At 73.2% G+C, this 14,939-nt stretch carries 12 protein-coding genes and 1 pseudogene; 1 reads left to right on the top strand and 12 read right to left on the bottom strand.

Going from position 1 to position 14,939, the window contains the following annotated elements; genetic code table 11:
* Positions 1–141 precede the first annotated feature (141 nt).
* The 11 genes and pseudogenes from ACILQ5_RS04275 to mfd form a co-directional block, all read right to left on the bottom strand.
* The gene (locus ACILQ5_RS04275) at positions 142–480 is read right to left on the bottom strand and encodes a hypothetical protein (RefSeq protein WP_395656948.1); all 339 of its coding nucleotides are present in this window, start codon (positions 478–480) and stop codon (positions 142–144) included.
* Positions 414–979: pseudogene (locus ACILQ5_RS04270) on the bottom strand (hypothetical protein). The gene ACILQ5_RS04275 and the pseudogene ACILQ5_RS04270 overlap by 67 nt, the downstream one beginning before the upstream one ends.
* Positions 918–1,088, bottom strand: a complete 171-nt coding sequence (locus tag ACILQ5_RS04265; protein ID WP_395656947.1) for a hypothetical protein — start codon at positions 1,086–1,088, stop codon at positions 918–920. The pseudogene ACILQ5_RS04270 and the gene ACILQ5_RS04265 overlap by 62 nt, the downstream one beginning before the upstream one ends.
* A gap of 1,476 nt (positions 1,089–2,564) precedes the next feature.
* A complete protein-coding gene (locus ACILQ5_RS04260; RefSeq protein WP_395656731.1) occupies positions 2,565–2,867 on the bottom strand; it encodes a hypothetical protein in 303 nt (100 codons plus the stop codon).
* A gap of 132 nt (positions 2,868–2,999) precedes the next feature.
* Positions 3,000–3,905 (bottom strand): exopolyphosphatase, encoded by a 906-nt coding sequence (locus ACILQ5_RS04255; protein ID WP_395656730.1) that lies wholly within the window; start codon positions 3,903–3,905, stop codon positions 3,000–3,002.
* Positions 3,896–4,399 (bottom strand): DUF501 domain-containing protein, encoded by a 504-nt coding sequence (locus ACILQ5_RS04250; protein ID WP_395656729.1) that lies wholly within the window; start codon positions 4,397–4,399, stop codon positions 3,896–3,898. Before ACILQ5_RS04250 ends, ACILQ5_RS04255 begins: the two co-directional genes overlap by 10 nt.
* Before the next feature lie 117 nt (positions 4,400–4,516).
* Positions 4,517–5,071, bottom strand: coding sequence for a septum formation initiator family protein (locus ACILQ5_RS04245; protein ID WP_395656728.1), 555 nt, complete (start codon positions 5,069–5,071; stop codon positions 4,517–4,519).
* A gap of 15 nt (positions 5,072–5,086) precedes the next feature.
* Positions 5,087–6,364 carry a phosphopyruvate hydratase gene (eno, locus tag ACILQ5_RS04240; protein ID WP_395656727.1) on the bottom strand — a complete coding sequence of 426 codons (1,278 nt, stop codon included), beginning with the start codon at positions 6,362–6,364 and terminating at the stop codon, positions 5,087–5,089.
* Positions 6,365–6,863: 499 nt separating this feature from the next.
* Positions 6,864–7,466: a MazG family protein gene (locus ACILQ5_RS04235; protein WP_395656726.1), complete on the bottom strand. Its 603-nt coding sequence runs from the start codon at positions 7,464–7,466 to the stop codon at positions 6,864–6,866.
* 7 nt (positions 7,467–7,473) lie between these two features.
* On the bottom strand, positions 7,474–8,148 hold the full coding sequence (locus ACILQ5_RS04230; RefSeq protein WP_395656725.1) for a hypothetical protein: 675 nt from the start codon (positions 8,146–8,148) through the stop codon (positions 7,474–7,476).
* Complete coding sequence (gene mfd, locus ACILQ5_RS04225) at positions 8,145–11,714, bottom strand: transcription-repair coupling factor (RefSeq protein WP_395656724.1); 3,570 nt, start codon at positions 11,712–11,714, stop codon at positions 8,145–8,147. Before mfd ends, ACILQ5_RS04230 begins: the two co-directional genes overlap by 4 nt.
* 95 nt (positions 11,715–11,809) lie before the next feature.
* Here mfd and ACILQ5_RS04220 point away from each other — a divergent pair, with 95 nt between their 5' ends.
* A complete protein-coding gene (locus ACILQ5_RS04220) occupies positions 11,810–12,223 on the top strand; it encodes a hypothetical protein (protein ID WP_395656723.1) in 414 nt (137 codons plus the stop codon).
* Here the strand turns inward: ACILQ5_RS04220 and ACILQ5_RS04215 are convergent, their stop codons facing one another.
* Positions 12,224–14,839, bottom strand: a complete 2,616-nt coding sequence (locus ACILQ5_RS04215; protein WP_395656722.1) for a hypothetical protein — start codon at positions 14,837–14,839, stop codon at positions 12,224–12,226. It abuts the gene before it with no gap.
* Positions 14,840–14,939 lie beyond the last annotated feature (100 nt).

Below are 14,939 nucleotides of genomic sequence, written 5' to 3'. Positions count from 1 at the left end.
ACCGCGGTCGCCGCACCGCCTCCGCGGCGGTGGCGGCAGCCGGCGCACGGTAGGCCCGGCGTACGACGTAGTGCACCGTCCCGCGAGGACGCCCTGCGCGCGGCGTGTACGGCGGGTTGTCGGGCATGCCCCCAGCGTCGCTCAGGCACCGCGGGGGAACGCCGACGCGCCAGAGAAGCGCGCAGCATCTGCCGGCTCGTCCTCGATCCGCAGCGGTTGGTTGTACTTCGCGACCCGGTCGGACCGCGCGGGGCCGCCGGTCTTGATCTGGCCGCAGTTCACGGCGACCGCGATATCGGCGCGATCACGGTGTCCTCGGTCCTCGAGCGGTGGCTCATCATGCAGCGGTAGCCATTGCGGGTGCCAGCTCGACGGAGTCGAGTGTCCGGTGAGGGTGCCGATCTGGTTGACCTTCACCAGCAGGGTTGGCCTGGCCGCCGCTGATCCCGCGCTGAGCCGCTCGACGTTGGTGACGAACAGGTCGTCGCCGACGATCTGGCCTTGGTGCCGAGCTGGTCGGTGATCGCCTTCAGCCGTCCCAGTCGTCCTCGTCCAGCGGGTCCTCGATCGACACGATCGTACGACGCCACGAGGTCGGCGTAGTAGGCCGCCATCTCGTCGGCGGACTTGGTGCCGCCCTCGAACGCGCCAGAGCCGTCCCGATAGAACTCGGACGCGGCCACGTCCATCGCCAGCGCGATGTCCTTGCCGAGTTCGAGGCCGGCGGCCGCGGCGGCGCCTCGGCGCGGATCAAGGTCGAGCGCGGCCCGGTTGCTGTCCAGGTTGGGCGCGAAGCCGCCCTCGTCGCCGAGCCCGGTGGAGAGGTCTTCTTCTTCTTCAGCACCGACTTGAGCGCGTGGTAGACCTCGGCGCCCGAGCGCAGCGCCTCGCGGAAGGCTGGGCGCCGATCGGCGCGATCATGAACTCCTGCACGTCGACGTTGGAGTCCGCGTGCCGAGCCACCGTTGAGGATGTTCATCATCGGCACCGGCAGCGGGTGGGCGTTCGGACCGCCGACGTAGCGGCCAGAGCGGCAGCCCCGCGGGTCGGCCTGCGGCGCGGGCGACGGTGAGCGAGACCCCGAGGATCGCGTTGGCGCCGAGCTTGGCCTGCCTGGGCGTGCCGTCGAACTCGGCATGGTCTGGTCGACGACGCGCTGGTCGTCGACGGCCCGAGACCTCGACCGCCGGGGCGATCGTCTGGATCCGCGTCGTCGCCTGGCCGACCCCTTGCCGCCGTACCGGTCACGCCGTCGCGGAGCTCGACCCGCCTCGAAGGGCGCCGGTGGACGCACCGCTCGGGACCATCGCCCAGGCGAACGCGCCGTCGTCGAGCGGGACCTCGGCCGGGTCGCGCACCGCGGATCTCGCGGGCGCCGACTTCCACGTCGCTACGTCGAGTCGGGCCGTTCCTCACCCTATCCGGTCCGGGGCCGTCGTCGCGGGCATGACCGGAGTGCCCGCTGCCGCCGGGTGGGCGCGACGCTGGTGCCCGCCCTACCTCGCGGCCCTCACGTGCGCCGCTGGTGCCGGTGGTGGAGGGTGGTGGCGGCAGAGGAGTCGTCCGTTGGCGAGGCCGGGTTCGCCGTCGACCATTCGAGGTCGTGGTGGGCAGGGCGCCACGGTCGCCGGGCCCGGTGCGCCGGTCGCGCGGTCGGGGTCGAGCGGTGCCGAGGACGGCGGGGATGATCCGGCCTGGCAGGCGAGCCGGCGGGCTTCGCCGGCGGAGATCCGGTGGCCGGTGTCGACGGCGCGGGTTGGCCTTCATTGGCCGTCGCGCGTCGAGACGCGCGGAACGCCCCGACCCATCCCTGGCGTGACCCGCGACGGGCTCGGTGCGCTTCGCGGCGAACGCCATCACGGACGGAGGTCATCGCGTCGATCCTGAACGAATCCCAGGAGCGTCGCCGACAGGTTCACCACGCTGGTCTGTTGCGTTCGAGCAGGGCGCCCTCAGGGCGTCGACGAGGTCGGGGCCGGCAGGCAGGATCGCAGCGCGCCGGCGTGTGGGAAGGCGCAGAAGCACCTGGGTCAGCTGGGTCCGACAGTGTCGGGAGCCCGGGTCGGACGGTGCGGCACGATGACCAGCGTGACGAGGGGTGGCGTGGCGAGGCGTCCGCGGGTCACCGCGCGCCTCCAGCGCAGGCCAGCTTCACCAGTTCCTTCGCGTCGGGGTTCCCCGGCGAGCGGTGTCCACCGGTCCCGACGCGGAGCTTCGCCGCCAGGGGTCGGCACCAGTCCGATGTGCGGCGTCCACGCCACCGACGCGTCGGCCACCGGTCTCACCGCATGTCGACCAGGCGCCGGGTACCATCGCTGTGGGCCGCCCGACCACCGACATCCAGGTTCGAGAATCGCTGCCACAGGGGATCGGTCACGATCGGCCACGATCCGCAAGACCTCCACCGCCCGGAATGGCCCTGTGGACGGCGTCCGGCACCCGGGACCACCCGGGAAGCCCGCCGTACCCGCTCTTGCTGCCTGTCGGTCGCAACCTCGGGACGACCCGTCGGCGCCCGGCCCTCCCGCCCTCCGCGGTCGTGCGGTCCGGAGGACCGGATCGACTCAGGACCGGCCGGCCGCCGACCCCATCGTCGACGGGTCGCCGAGGTGGTCACCGCTGTCGCGGTGCACCTTGTCGGCGACGGTCGACGCGGCCGAGGTGGCCTTGTCCTTGACGGCGTCGGCGACGACCGGCGCCTGGGTGGCGACCGTCTCCTGTGCCTTGCTCGCCGCAGACCGGACCGTCGGGTTGCGGGCGAACTTGCGGGCGCCGGCGCTGATCTGCTCGTAGCGCTCGCGTCCGGCGCGGGAGCCGAGCACGTAGCCGGCGGCGAAGCCGATGAGCAGGCTGGACTTGTTCAGCATGGTGGTTCCTCTCGTTGCGGTCAGGGCTCGCGGCGGCGCACACCGAGATCTGTGGCTGCTCCCGGACCGCTCCCTCCCTGGCCGGTGCCCAGCCGCCCGCCCGGCGAAACGGTCGGGAGCCCCGTCGCGCGGTCAGCCCTCGACGAGGGACCAGGCGATGCCGTCGAGGATGTCCGCCTCGGACACCACCAGCTCCACCGCCCCCGACCGGCGCAGCACGCGGTCGAGGATGAGGGCGCCGGCGCCGATCACGTCGGCCCGCCCCGGGTGCATCGAGGGCAGCGCGCGGCGCTCGGCCACCGTCATCGCCACGAGCCGGTCCACGAGCTCGTGCACCTGTCCCACCGGCACGACCAGCTGGTCGACGGCCGTCCGGTCGTACGCCGGCAGGTCGAGCAGCACCGCGCCGAGCTGGGTCACGGTGCCGGCGACGCCGACGACCGTCGCCGCGGCGGCGGGGTCGACCGGGCAGGCGTCGAGGTGCGCGTCGACGTCGGCGACGAACGCCGCGACCTCCGCGGCGGTCGGCGGGTCGGAGTGCAGGTGCCGCTCGTGGAGGCGCACCGAGCCGATGTCCATCGAGTGGGCCGCCTCGGGCGCCGAGGTCCCCAGGATCAGCTCGGTCGAGCCGCCGCCGATGTCGACGACCAGCACCGGCTCGGCCGGAGGGGTCCGCAGGTTGCGGACCGCGCCGTCGAAGGACAGCGCCGCCTCCTCCGCGCCGCTGACGACCTCGGGCTCGACGCCCAGCCGCTCCCGGACGCCGGCGACGAAGACGTCGGCGTTGGAGGCGTCCCGCGACGCCGAGGTGGCGACGAACCGGACGCGGTCCGGCGGCACGTCGTGGGCGCGGACGAGGCCGGCGTACTCCTCGATGGCCGCGAACGCCCGGGCGAGTGCCTCGTCGGCCAGGCGGCCGGTGCGGTCGAGGTCCTGGCCCAGCCGCACCATCCGGACCTCGCGGACCTCCACGTCGGGCAGGTCGCCGATCAGCAGCTTGATGGTGTTGGTGCCGCAGTCGATCCCCGCTACACGCACGGGCCGGCCTCCCACCACGGCCCGAGGCGGTCGAGCACCTCGTCGCCCAGCGGGTTGGCGCCGCGACCCTGCGCCAGGGCCTGCCCGGCCAGCACGTGCAGGCACTTGACCCGGTCCGGCATCCCGCCGGCGGAGATGCCGTCGATCTCGGGGACGCTCAGGCCGGCCTGCGCGCCGATCTCCGCGCGGGCGGCGAGGTAGCGCTCGTGCGCGCCCCGGTAGGCCGCCGCCAGCTCCTCGTCCTCGGCCAGCCGGTCCTGCATCTCCTTCATCACGCCCGAGCCCTCGAGGGTCCCGATCCGCGACGCGGCCCGCGGGCACGTCAGGTAGTACGTCGTCGGGAACGGCGTGCCGTTGGGCAGCCGCGGCTCCGTCGTGACCACGTCCGGGTTGCCGCACGGACAGCGGTGCCCGACCTCGTGGATCCCCCGGGGCTCGCGTCCCAGCTGGGCCTCGATCGCGCGCACGTCCTCCGGGTCGATCACGCCGGACATGATGCCAGTCCGCGCCGGCGCAGCCGTAACGCCGGGTCACCCGCTGTCCCACCCTGCTGCAACACCGTGGGAGGGGGCAGCAACACGGCGTTACAGCGACGGGCACCGACCGAGAGGTCAGTCGGAGCTCCTGATCTTCTCGTCGATCTTCGAGGCCGGGGGCGGCTCCTGCTTCGGCGGGTTGCCGGCCAGCTCGACCGACTGCCAGGCGGTCGACCACCAGGCGGTGGGCTCCTTCTTCGCGACCGTGGCGGGGTCGGTGAGGCTGCTCTCCTTCTGCAGCGGCTCGCCGTTCTCGTCGAGCACGACGTAGGAGGTCTCGCCGGGCATCACGTAGTTGAGCTCGCGGGCCTGCTGCTCGATGTACGCCGGGTCCTGCCACCGGTCCTTCTCGCGCTCGAGGTCGTGGATGCTGGCCTCGCGCAGGGCGATCTGGCTCTTGAGGTCCTCGATCTGCGAGCGCTGCTGGAGGTAAGCGCGCAGCGACGACGCGTAGCTCACGGTCAGCACGGCGAGCACCAGGACCAGGATCGCCGCCCGCCCGGTGAACCGCGGCCGCCGCACCGCCTCCGCAGCAGTAGTGGCAGCCGGCACCGGCCGGCCCGGCGTACGCCGGGGTGCACCGCGTCCGCGAGGACGCCCTGCGCGCGGCGTACGGCGGTTGTCGGGCATGCCCCCTAGCGTCGCTCAGGCACCGTAGCGGGGGAACGCCGACGCGCCGGAGTAGCGCGCAGCATCTGCCAGCTCGTCCTCGATCCGCAGCAGCTGGTTGTACTTCGCGACCCGGTCGGACCGCGCCGGGGCGCCGGTCTTGATCTGGCCGCAGTTCACGGCGACCGCGAGGTCGGCGATCGTGGTGTCCTCGGTCTCGCCGGACCGGTGGCTCATCATGCAGCGGTAGCCGTTGCGGTGCGCCAGCTCGACGGAGTCGAGGGTCTCGGTGAGGGTGCCGATCTGGTTGACCTTCACCAGCAGCGCGTTGGCCTGACCGCCGCTGATCCCGCGCTGGAGCCGCTCGACGTTGGTGACGAACAGGTCGTCGCCGACGATCTGGGTCTTGGTGCCGAGCTGGTCGGTGATCGCCTTCCAGCCGTCCCAGTCGTCCTCGTCCAGCGGGTCCTCGATCGAGACGATCGGGTACGACGCCACGAGGTCGGCGTAGTAGGCCGCCATCTCGTCGGCGGACTTGGTGCCGCCCTCGAACGCGTAGGAGCCGTCCCGGTAGAACTCGGACGCGGCCACGTCCATCGCCAGCGCGATGTCCTTGCCGAGCTCGAGGCCGGCGGCCGCGACGGCCTCGGCGATCAGGTCGAGCGCGGCCCGGTTGCTGTCGAGGTTGGGCGCGAAGCCGCCCTCGTCGCCGAGACCGGTGGAGAGGCCCTTCTTCTTCAGCACCGACTTGAGCGCGTGGTAGACCTCGGCGCCCGAGCGCAGCGCCTCGCGGAAGGTCGGAGCGCCGATCGGCGCGATCATGAACTCCTGCACGTCGACGTTGGAGTCCGCGTGCGAGCCACCGTTGAGGATGTTCATCATCGGCACCGGCAGCAGGTGGGCGTTGGGCCCGCCGACGTAGCGGTACAGCGGCAGCCCCGCGGAGTCGGCCGCAGCGCGGGCGACGGCGAGCGAGACCCCGAGGATCGCGTTGGCGCCGAGCTTGGCCTTGTTGGGCGTGCCGTCGAGCTCGAGCATGGTCTGGTCGACGACGCGCTGGTCGTCGGCCGCGAGACCCTCGACCGCCGGGGCGATCGTCTGGATCACGGCGTTCACCGCCTGGCCGACCCCCTTGCCGCCGTACCGGTCGCCGCCGTCGCGGAGCTCGACCGCCTCGAAGGCACCAGTGGACGCACCGCTCGGGACCATCGCCCGGGCGAACGCGCCGTCGTCGAGCAGGACCTCGACCTCGACCGTGGGGTTGCCGCGCGAGTCCAGGATCTCGCGGGCGCCGACTGCTTCGATGGATGCCACGTCTTGCTCCTACGTCGAGGTGTTTCGGGCCGTTCCTCACCCTAGTCCGGTCCGGGGTCGTCGCGGGTCCGGGGTCGTCGACACGGACGGCGCGGAGTGCCGTGACGCTGCACACCCTGGCGTGACCCCGACGAACGGCAACGCGTCGATCACGATCCAGGAGCGCGCCGCAGGTTCACCATGGTCTGTTGCTGAACCCTCACTTCCCACGGCGGGCACGGTGTGGGAAGTGCAGGATCACCTGGGTCCCATGGTGAACCGTCACCGCCCGGCGTGACGAGGGCGTCCGCAGTCGCCGGGTAGGCGTCGCCCCCCCCGGCGAGCTCCACCGGTCCCTTCGCCGCCAGGGGTCGGCGCGTGATGTGCGCCCACGCCACGGTGGGGTCTCAGATGTCGACCCGGACCGCGTGGGCCGCCGTACCCGTTGTCGCTGCCCGTCGGTCGCAACCCGCGACCACCCGCAGGCGTCCGGCACCGACCAACAGATCGGCCGGGCGGATCAGCCGCCCAACAGCCCGCGCACCGCGTCACGCAGCGCCTGCTCGGGATCGACGCCGGCCGCGTGCGCCTCGGCGACCAGCGCGAGCAGGCGGGAGCCGAGGTCGTCGGCCGCGCGGTCGACCGTCGGCTGGGCACCTTCGCGCTCCAGCCGGTCGAGCACCTTGTCGGCGTACAGCAGCGCGGGCAGCCCCGGCGGCAGGCCGTCGGTCACCGAGGTGCGCTGCTTCTCGGTCGCCTTGATCGACTCCCAGACCTCGTTGATCTCCTCGGGGGTCCCCCCGGCCGCGGACCCGAACACGTGCGGGTTGCGGCGGCGCATCTTCGCGGTGATGTCGGCCGCGACGTCGTCCAGGGTGAACTCGCCGGCCTGCTCGGCGATCGCGGCGTGGAAGTAGACCTGGAGCAGCAGGTCGCCGAGCTCCTCGCGCAGGTGCTCGGCGTCGCCGGTGTCGATCGCCTCGAGCGTCTCGTGGGTCTCCTCGAGCAGGTAGCGCGCCAGGGACCGGTGCGTCTGGCTCGCCTTCCAGGCACACTCCGTGCGCAGCCGGCGCATCACCTCGAGGAGCTCGAGGAGGGGTACGCCGGACGCGGGCTCGGCCACCGTGGGGTCAGCCGCAGCGCTGGGTGTCCGGCAGCGCCCCGGCGTAGTCGGTGTCGGGCTGGTCGGCGTTCGCCTTGGTCGCGGTCTCCCCGAGCGGGAAGGACACGCTGGTGTCGGCCGGTGCCGTCGTGCCCGACTCGATCGAGATCCCGAACCGCGGGTCGATCTGGATGTCGTTGTCGGCCAGCCACTCCTCGAACGCCTTCTGTCCCGCCGCGATCTCGGCCTTCGTGCCACCCGGGGTGCCCATCTCGGCACCGACCGACTGCTCGACGGCCTGCACGTAGGTGTTCGCGCCCTGGACGTCGATGACCGCCTGGACCTGGTCCGGGTCGAGGTCGCCGAGGCTCTCCTCGGCGCGCTTGGCCGCGACGTCGTACGACGGGTCGGCGGTCACGCCCTGCTCGCGGGCGAACTGGTCGGCTGCCGACCGGAGCGCCAGGCTGCCCGCGACCTGACCGCGGAGCAGGTGCTGGGCGAGGACCTGGCCCTCCTGCAGCTGGGTCTCGACGTACTCGCAGTAGGAGGTGCTGACGTCGTCGACGGTGTTCAGGGTGATCGTGTCGTCGGCGACCCGGGCGGCCACGCCGGGGTTGAAGTCCGGCACCGCGTTGCACCCCGTCATCAGCACGGTGGAGGCCAGGGCCAGCGCGGCGAGGCCGCGGAACCGGGTCGGGGTCACTGCTTCTCCTGTGGGTCGACGACTGGATCGATCACCGAGTCGATCACCTGCCGGGCCCATTCAAGCAGGGCGATGCCGGCGATCGGCTTGCCACCCACCACGGCGGTCTGGGGTCGCGGGACCAGGATGGTCCTCACCGGTGCCTTGACGATCGACTTCGGGTAGAGCCGGTTGAGCCGGACCACCCGCGAGTCGGGCAGCTCGACCGGCGCGAACCGCACGTTCCTGCCCGCGATCGTGACCTCGCCGATGCCCGCCTGGCGGGCCCGGGCGCGGAACCGCGCGACGAGCAGCAGCGAGACGACCTCGACCGGCGGCTCGCCGTACCGGTCGAGCAGCTCCTCGTTGATGAGGTCGACGTCCTCGTCGGTGCGGACCTCCGCGAGCCGCTTGTACATCTCCAGCCGGAGCCGCTCGCTCGGGATGTAGCCGTGGGGCAGGTGGGCGTCGACCGGCAGCTCGATGCGGACCTCGTCGAGCTCGGGCTCCTTGTCGCCGCGGAACTCGTTCACCGCCTCCCCGACGAGGCGGACGTAGAGGTCGAACCCGACGTCGGCGATGTGTCCCGACTGCTCGCCGCCGAGCAGGTTGCCGGCGCCGCGGATCTCGAGGTCCTTCATCGCGATCGCCATGCCGCCGCCGAGGTCGGAGTGCTGGGCCAGCGTCGCGAGCCGCTCGTGCGCGGTCTCGGTCAGCGGCTTCTCCGCCGGGTAGAGGAAGTAGGCGTAGGCGCGCTCGCGGGACCGGCCGACCCGGCCGCGGAGCTGGTGCAGCTGGGAGAGGCCGAGGGTGTCGGCGCGCTCGATGATCATCGTGTTCGCGTTCGACACGTCGAGGCCGGACTCGACGATCGTCGTGCAGACGAGCACGTCGAAGCTCTTCTCCCAGAAGTCCAGCATCACCTGCTCGAGCAGGTGCTCCCCCATCTGGCCGTGGGCGGTCGCGACCCGCGCCTCGGGCACCAGCTCGCGGATCCGGGCCGCGGCCTTCTCGATCGAGTTCACCCGGTTGTGGATGTAGAACACCTGGCCCTCGCGCAGCAGCTCCCGTCGTACGGCGGCGACGACCTGGCGGTCCTCGTAGGCGCCGACGTAGGTGAGCACGGGGTGCCGCTCCTCCGGCGGCGTGGTGATCGTGGACATCTCGCGGATGCCGGTGATCGCCATCTCCAGGGTCCGCGGGATCGGCGTCGCCGACATCGACAGCACGTCGACCGAGGTGCGGAGCCGCTTCATCTGCTCCTTGTGCTCGACGCCGAACCGCTGCTCCTCGTCGACGATGATCAGCCCGAGGTCCTTCATCCGGATGTCGGGGTTGAGCAGCCGGTGGGTGCCGACCACGACGTCGACGGTGCCGTCGGCGAGCCCGGCGATGACCTCGCGGGCCTCCGCGTCCGTCTGGAACCGGCTCAGCCCCTTGAGGACGACGGGGAAGCCGCTCATCCGCTCGGAGAACGTCGAGAGGTGCTGGGTGACGAGCAGCGTCGTCGGCACCAGGACGGCGACCTGCTTGCCCTCCTGCACCGCCTTGAACGCCGCCCGCACGGCGATCTCGGTCTTGCCGTAGCCGACGTCGCCGCACACGAGCCGGTCCATCGGGACCTGCCGCATCATGTCGCCCTTGACCTCGTCGACCGTGCTGAGCTGGTCGGGGGTCTCCTGGAACGGGAAGGCGTCCTCGAGCTCGCGCTGCCACGGGGTGTCCGGGCCGAACTGGTAGCCCTTCGTGGCCTGGCGGGCGGCGTACAGCTTGATCAGCTCGGCCGCGATCTCGCGGACCGCCTTGCGGGCGCGGTTCTTGCGCTTGGTCCAGTCCGCGCCGCCGAGCCGGTCGAGCGAGGGCTGCTCGCCGCCGACGTAGCGGGTGACCTGGTCGAGCGCGTCCGCGGGGACGTAGAGCCGGTCCGGCGGACCGCCCCGCTTGGAGGCGCCGTACTCGAGCACGAGGTACTCGCGCACCGCGCCGCCGACCTCACGCTGCTTCATCTCGACGAACCGGCCCACGCCGTGCTGCTCGTGCACGACGTAGTCGCCCGCACTGAGCTCGAGCGGGTCGATCTGCCGCTTGCGGCGGGTCGGCATCCGGCGCATGTCGCGGGTCGAGGCCTTCTGCCCCGAGATGTCCTCGCCGGTGAGCACGACGATCCGGTTCGCGTCGTCGACGAAGCCGTGCGCGGTCGAGCCGCAGCTGATGGTGACGACGCCGGCGTCGAGCGACCCGGCGTCGGGCAGCTCGTCCACGACCCGGGCCGGCACGTCGTGCTCGGCGAGCACCTCACGCATCCGCTCCGCCGGACCGTGGCCCGCGTGCACGACGACCGTGCGGTAGCCCTCGCGACGCCAGCGGTCGAGGTCGGCGACGGCGCGCTCGACCTCGCCGCGGTAGGCGTCGGCGGGGCGGGCCGGCAGCGATCGGCTCGGGACGGCGTGCACGTCCGTCACGTCGCCCGTGTCGTCGATCCCGAACGGGCTGACGGTCCACCACGGCTTGCCCTGGCCGAGGGTGTGCTCGCGCACGTCGGCGATCGAGCGGTACGACGCCGCGCCCAGGTCGATCGGCGCCGTGCCGCCGCTCGCGGCGGCCGCCCAGCTGGCGCCGAGGAACTCCTCGCTGGTCGCGACCAGGTCGTGGGCCCGGCTGCGGGCCCGCTCCGGGTCGAGCACGAGGACGTGCGTGTCGGCGGGCATCAGGTCGACGAGCAGCTCCATCTCGTCGACGAGCACCGGTGCGAGCGACTCCATGCCCTCGACGGCGATGCCGGCAGCGATCTTGTCGGTGAGCTCGAGCAGCTGGGGGTGCTGCCGGCCGAGCTCGGCCGCGCGCTCCCGGACGGCGTCGGTCAGCAGCAGCTCGCGGCAGGGAGGCGCCCACAGCCGCTCGACCTTCTCCAGGGTCCGCTGGTCGGCCACCGAGAACGACCGGATCTCCTCGACGTCGTCGCCCCAGAGCTCCACGCGCAGCGGGTGCTCCTCGGTCGGCGGGAAGACGTCGACGATGCCGCCGCGGACCGCGAACTCGCCGCGCTTCTCGACCAGGTCCACCCGGGAGTACGCCGCCGCGCTGAGGCGCCGCACCACGTCCTCGAGCGGCGCGGTGTCGCCGGGCGCGAGCTCGACCGGCTCGAGGTCGCCGAGACCCTTCACCTGCGGCTGCAGCACCGAGCGCACGGGAGCGACGACCACCGAGAGCGGCCCGTTGGCCGCGTCGTCGCCGGGGTGGCAGAGGCGGCGCAGCACGGCCAGCCGCCGGCCGACCGTGTCGCTGCGCGGGCTGAGCCGCTCGTGCGGCAGCGTCTCCCAGCTCGGGTAGAGGGCGACCAGGCCGGGGTCGACGAGGTCGCCGAGGGCCTCGACGAGGTCCTCGGCCTCGCGCGCGGTCGCCGTCACCGCGAGCACGGTGCGGCCGGCGCGGACGAGCCCCGCGACGACGTACGGGCGCAGCGCCTCGGGGCCGGTGAGGTCGAGCGCCGGGACGGCACCGCCGCGCGCGTCGGCCAGCGCCTCGTCGAGGACGGGGTCGGCCAGGACCGCGTCGGCGATGCCGGAGAGGTGCCCGGTGAGCTGCACGGAGGGCCTTTCGAGGGAGGGCGGACAACACGACAGCCCCCGGTCAGCGAGGACAGGGGGTCGCGCTCCCGAGTCTACGGGGCCATGCTGGAGCCGTGGTCGCCCTCCGGGCCGGGCTGCTCGGGGCGCTGGTCGGCTTCGCGATCGGGCTCGTCGCGCGGGTGCCGATGCGCTGGGTGGCGCTGGTGCGCGACGAGGACACGGACTTCACAGTCGCCGGCACCGTGGGGATCGGCCTCACGTTCGCGGTCGCCGGTCTGGGCGCGGCCCTCGCCGGCGCGGGGACCGAGCGACGGTGGCTCGCGGCCGTGATCGTCGTGCTCACCACCCTGCCGATGGCCCTCTTCGGCACCGGGGTCGGCCAGGACGAGGTCCGCGGCGCGCTGCGCGACGGGGTCGGCACCGTCCGGGTCGCCGGCGTCCTGCTGCTGACCGTCCTGGTCGGGGCGCTCGCCGCCGCCGCGCCGGTCGCCGGGTGGCGGATCGGCCGCCGGCTGCGCGCCGGCTGATCACTCGTCGGTCTGGACGCCCCCGGCGTCCTCGTTGCACTCGATCTGGGGCGGTTCCTCCCCGGGGAACGCCATCACGCTGAGCTGCGGGAGGTGGTCGCCGCGCATGTCGAAGGACAGCGCCGGGCGCCGCACGGCCGATCCGTCCGGCCCCTGGTACCGGTAGCCGGGGGCCTCGCGCACCCCCACGGTGTAGAGGCACTGGTCGAAGCGGGTGATCTCGTCGACCGGCTCCCCCAGGTCCAGGACGTCCTCCCGCAGGTCGCGCACCTCGCGCCGCAGGCGACCGGCGCGGTCGGTGCCGTGCCCGCCGCGGTCCCCGACCGTCGGCCGGTCGGCGCCCTCCCCGGGATCGGTCCCGCACGGCCCGGGCCCGAAGGGCCGGGCGTTCCCCCGGAAGGCGAGGACCTGGTAGTCCGGGTCGTCCCACTCGCTGTGGTCGAGGTCGGTCGCCGGGTAGTGCACCCGGTGGAAGGGCCACAGCCCCTCGTCGACCAGGTAGCCGAGGTCCTGGTCGGCGTCCCCCGCCTCGGTCACCGGGAGCCAGGTCAGGCACGACTCCCAGGCGTCGAACCGCTCCGTCCGGCGCTCCAGGCGGTGCTCCCGGCGCTCCAGGGACCGCAGCCACCGGACCGTCGGGCGTCGCTCCACCCGTGCGTCGTCGCCGGCGCCGTTGGGGTCCGCCGGCGCACTGAGGCAGCGACGCTCCGTCGACAGCTCCAAAAGGTGCCACTGGGCCGTCGTGCCGGCGTTGCGGTGCCGCACCAGAGCAGGCCGTACGTCGAGCCCGGTGCCGTCGCGCTCGTCGTACTCGAACCCCCACCGGTGCCGCCGGTCGCCGGCGCGGTCGACGCCGACGCGGGTGGTGCAGCCCAGCAGCACGTCGAACCGACGCGCCCGCATCTCCAGCACCCGGAGGCGGCGCTCGACCGCGGCGAGCAGCCGCCGGACCGATGCGGGCTTCGCGCTCGGCGGAGCCGGTGGGACCCGGCCGACGACCCCGTCGACGACCCCGTCGACGACCCCGTCGACGACCCGGGTGGCAGGTGGCGCGTCGTCGGGATCGGGCGGCACCGGCGGGTCGAGGACCGGCCGTGCCGGGACCGGGCCGGTGGACTCGACCGCGCCGATGTCGCACGGCTGGTCACCCCGCGGGACCCCGCGCGCGTCGTGGCCCAGCACGTCCTCCCAGTCGATGAGCTGCTCGAGCAGCTGCCCGGCGGGCAACGGGTCCGGCAGCTCGATCCGGCACGAGCCCGGAGGGATCCGGTCGCGCAGCGGGCTGCCGTCGAAGGGGACCAGGACGAAGCCGTTGGGGTCGTCCTCGAGCTGGGCGAGCTGCGGGTCCTCGCCGAGCACGTCGGTGTCGCTGCCGAGCTCGCAGGTGTCGTCGCTGAGGAAGTTCCACCCGACCGAGACGGTCGCGTAGACCCGGCAGGACCGGCGGGTCGGGATGGTGTCGCCGGTGACCCCCTCGTAGGACGGCGGTCCGAGGACACTGGCGAAGCTCGTCAGCCGGCCCGAGGACCCGACGTTCCCGGCGATCGAGGCGATGTTGCGCACGATCGTCGACGACAGCAGGAAGGTGCGTCCGGCCGAGAGCGTGCCGCCGCCCTCGCCCTCGGCGTAGTTGTTCGTCACGGTGGTGTTGACCAGCACCAGGTTGCCGCGCGCCCAGATGCCGCCGCCGGCGTGGGCGACCGCCAGGTTGCGGGCGACCGTCGAGTTCACCAGCAGCACGTCGGCCTCCCCCGAGATCGCCCCGCCTCGGTCGTCGGCCCGGTTCCCGGTCAGCGTGGAGTCGAAGACGGCGACGTCCCCGTCGAGCGTGAAGATCGCGCCGCCCGGCCCGTCGGCGTCGCTCCCGTCGATGAGCGAGTTCACGACCGTGACGTCACCGTCCTCGTCGGTGTACAGCGCACCGCCGTCGCCGTCGGTCGTGTTGCCGTCGACGAACGACCGGACCACGAGGATGTCCCCGGTCGAGCCGATGGCGCCTCCCGACCCGTCGACGAGGTTGGTGCTCAGCACGGAGTCGTAGACCTGCACGCCGCCGCGACGCGCGTAGACGCCGCCGCCGTCGTCGTTCGCGAGGTTGCCGTTGATGAGGCACCGGTGGACGGTCACCCGACGCATCGAGAACACCCCGCCGCCCGGCTCCTCGGCGAGGTTCTGCTTGACGACGCAGTCGGAGAGCATGATCTCCCCGCGCGAGGTCACGGCTGCACCCGGCCCGTCGGAGCCGCCCCGGGTCAGGATGACGTCGCGCAGGTCGAGCCAGCCGGTCCCGTCCTGGCGCAGCAGGCGCTTCTCGAAGCACGTCTGCCGGATCGTGTGGCCGTGCCCGTCGAGCACCAGCGGGTACGGCGACTCGCGGATCGGGTCACCGAGGTGGCAGTCGCGCAGCGCGATGTCCGCTCCGAGGTCGATGCGGGTGCGCAGCGGGTCGGCCCACGCGCGGCGCAGCCCCAGCTCGGTGAGCACGGGCTCCTCGGCGGCGGCCACCCGCGGCTGCGCGGTCTCCGCGCGTGCCGGCGGCTCCGTCGTGGCAGGCCCCGGCGCCGCGACAGCGGTCATGGCGACCGTCGCGGCCAGCGCAGGCAGCCACCAGCGCATCACCCTCCCCCAGGTCCGTCGGACAACTGTAGGTGTCGGCGTGCCACCGCGACAGGGCGTCAGTGCTGACCCGCCGCCCGCCAGGACGCCGGCCGGCGTG

The organism is Nocardioides sp., from assembly GCF_044226305.1.
Classification (GTDB): Bacteria; Actinomycetota; Actinomycetes; order Propionibacteriales; family Nocardioidaceae; genus Nocardioides.
This window is presented reverse-complemented; position numbering and strand designations above follow the sequence as displayed.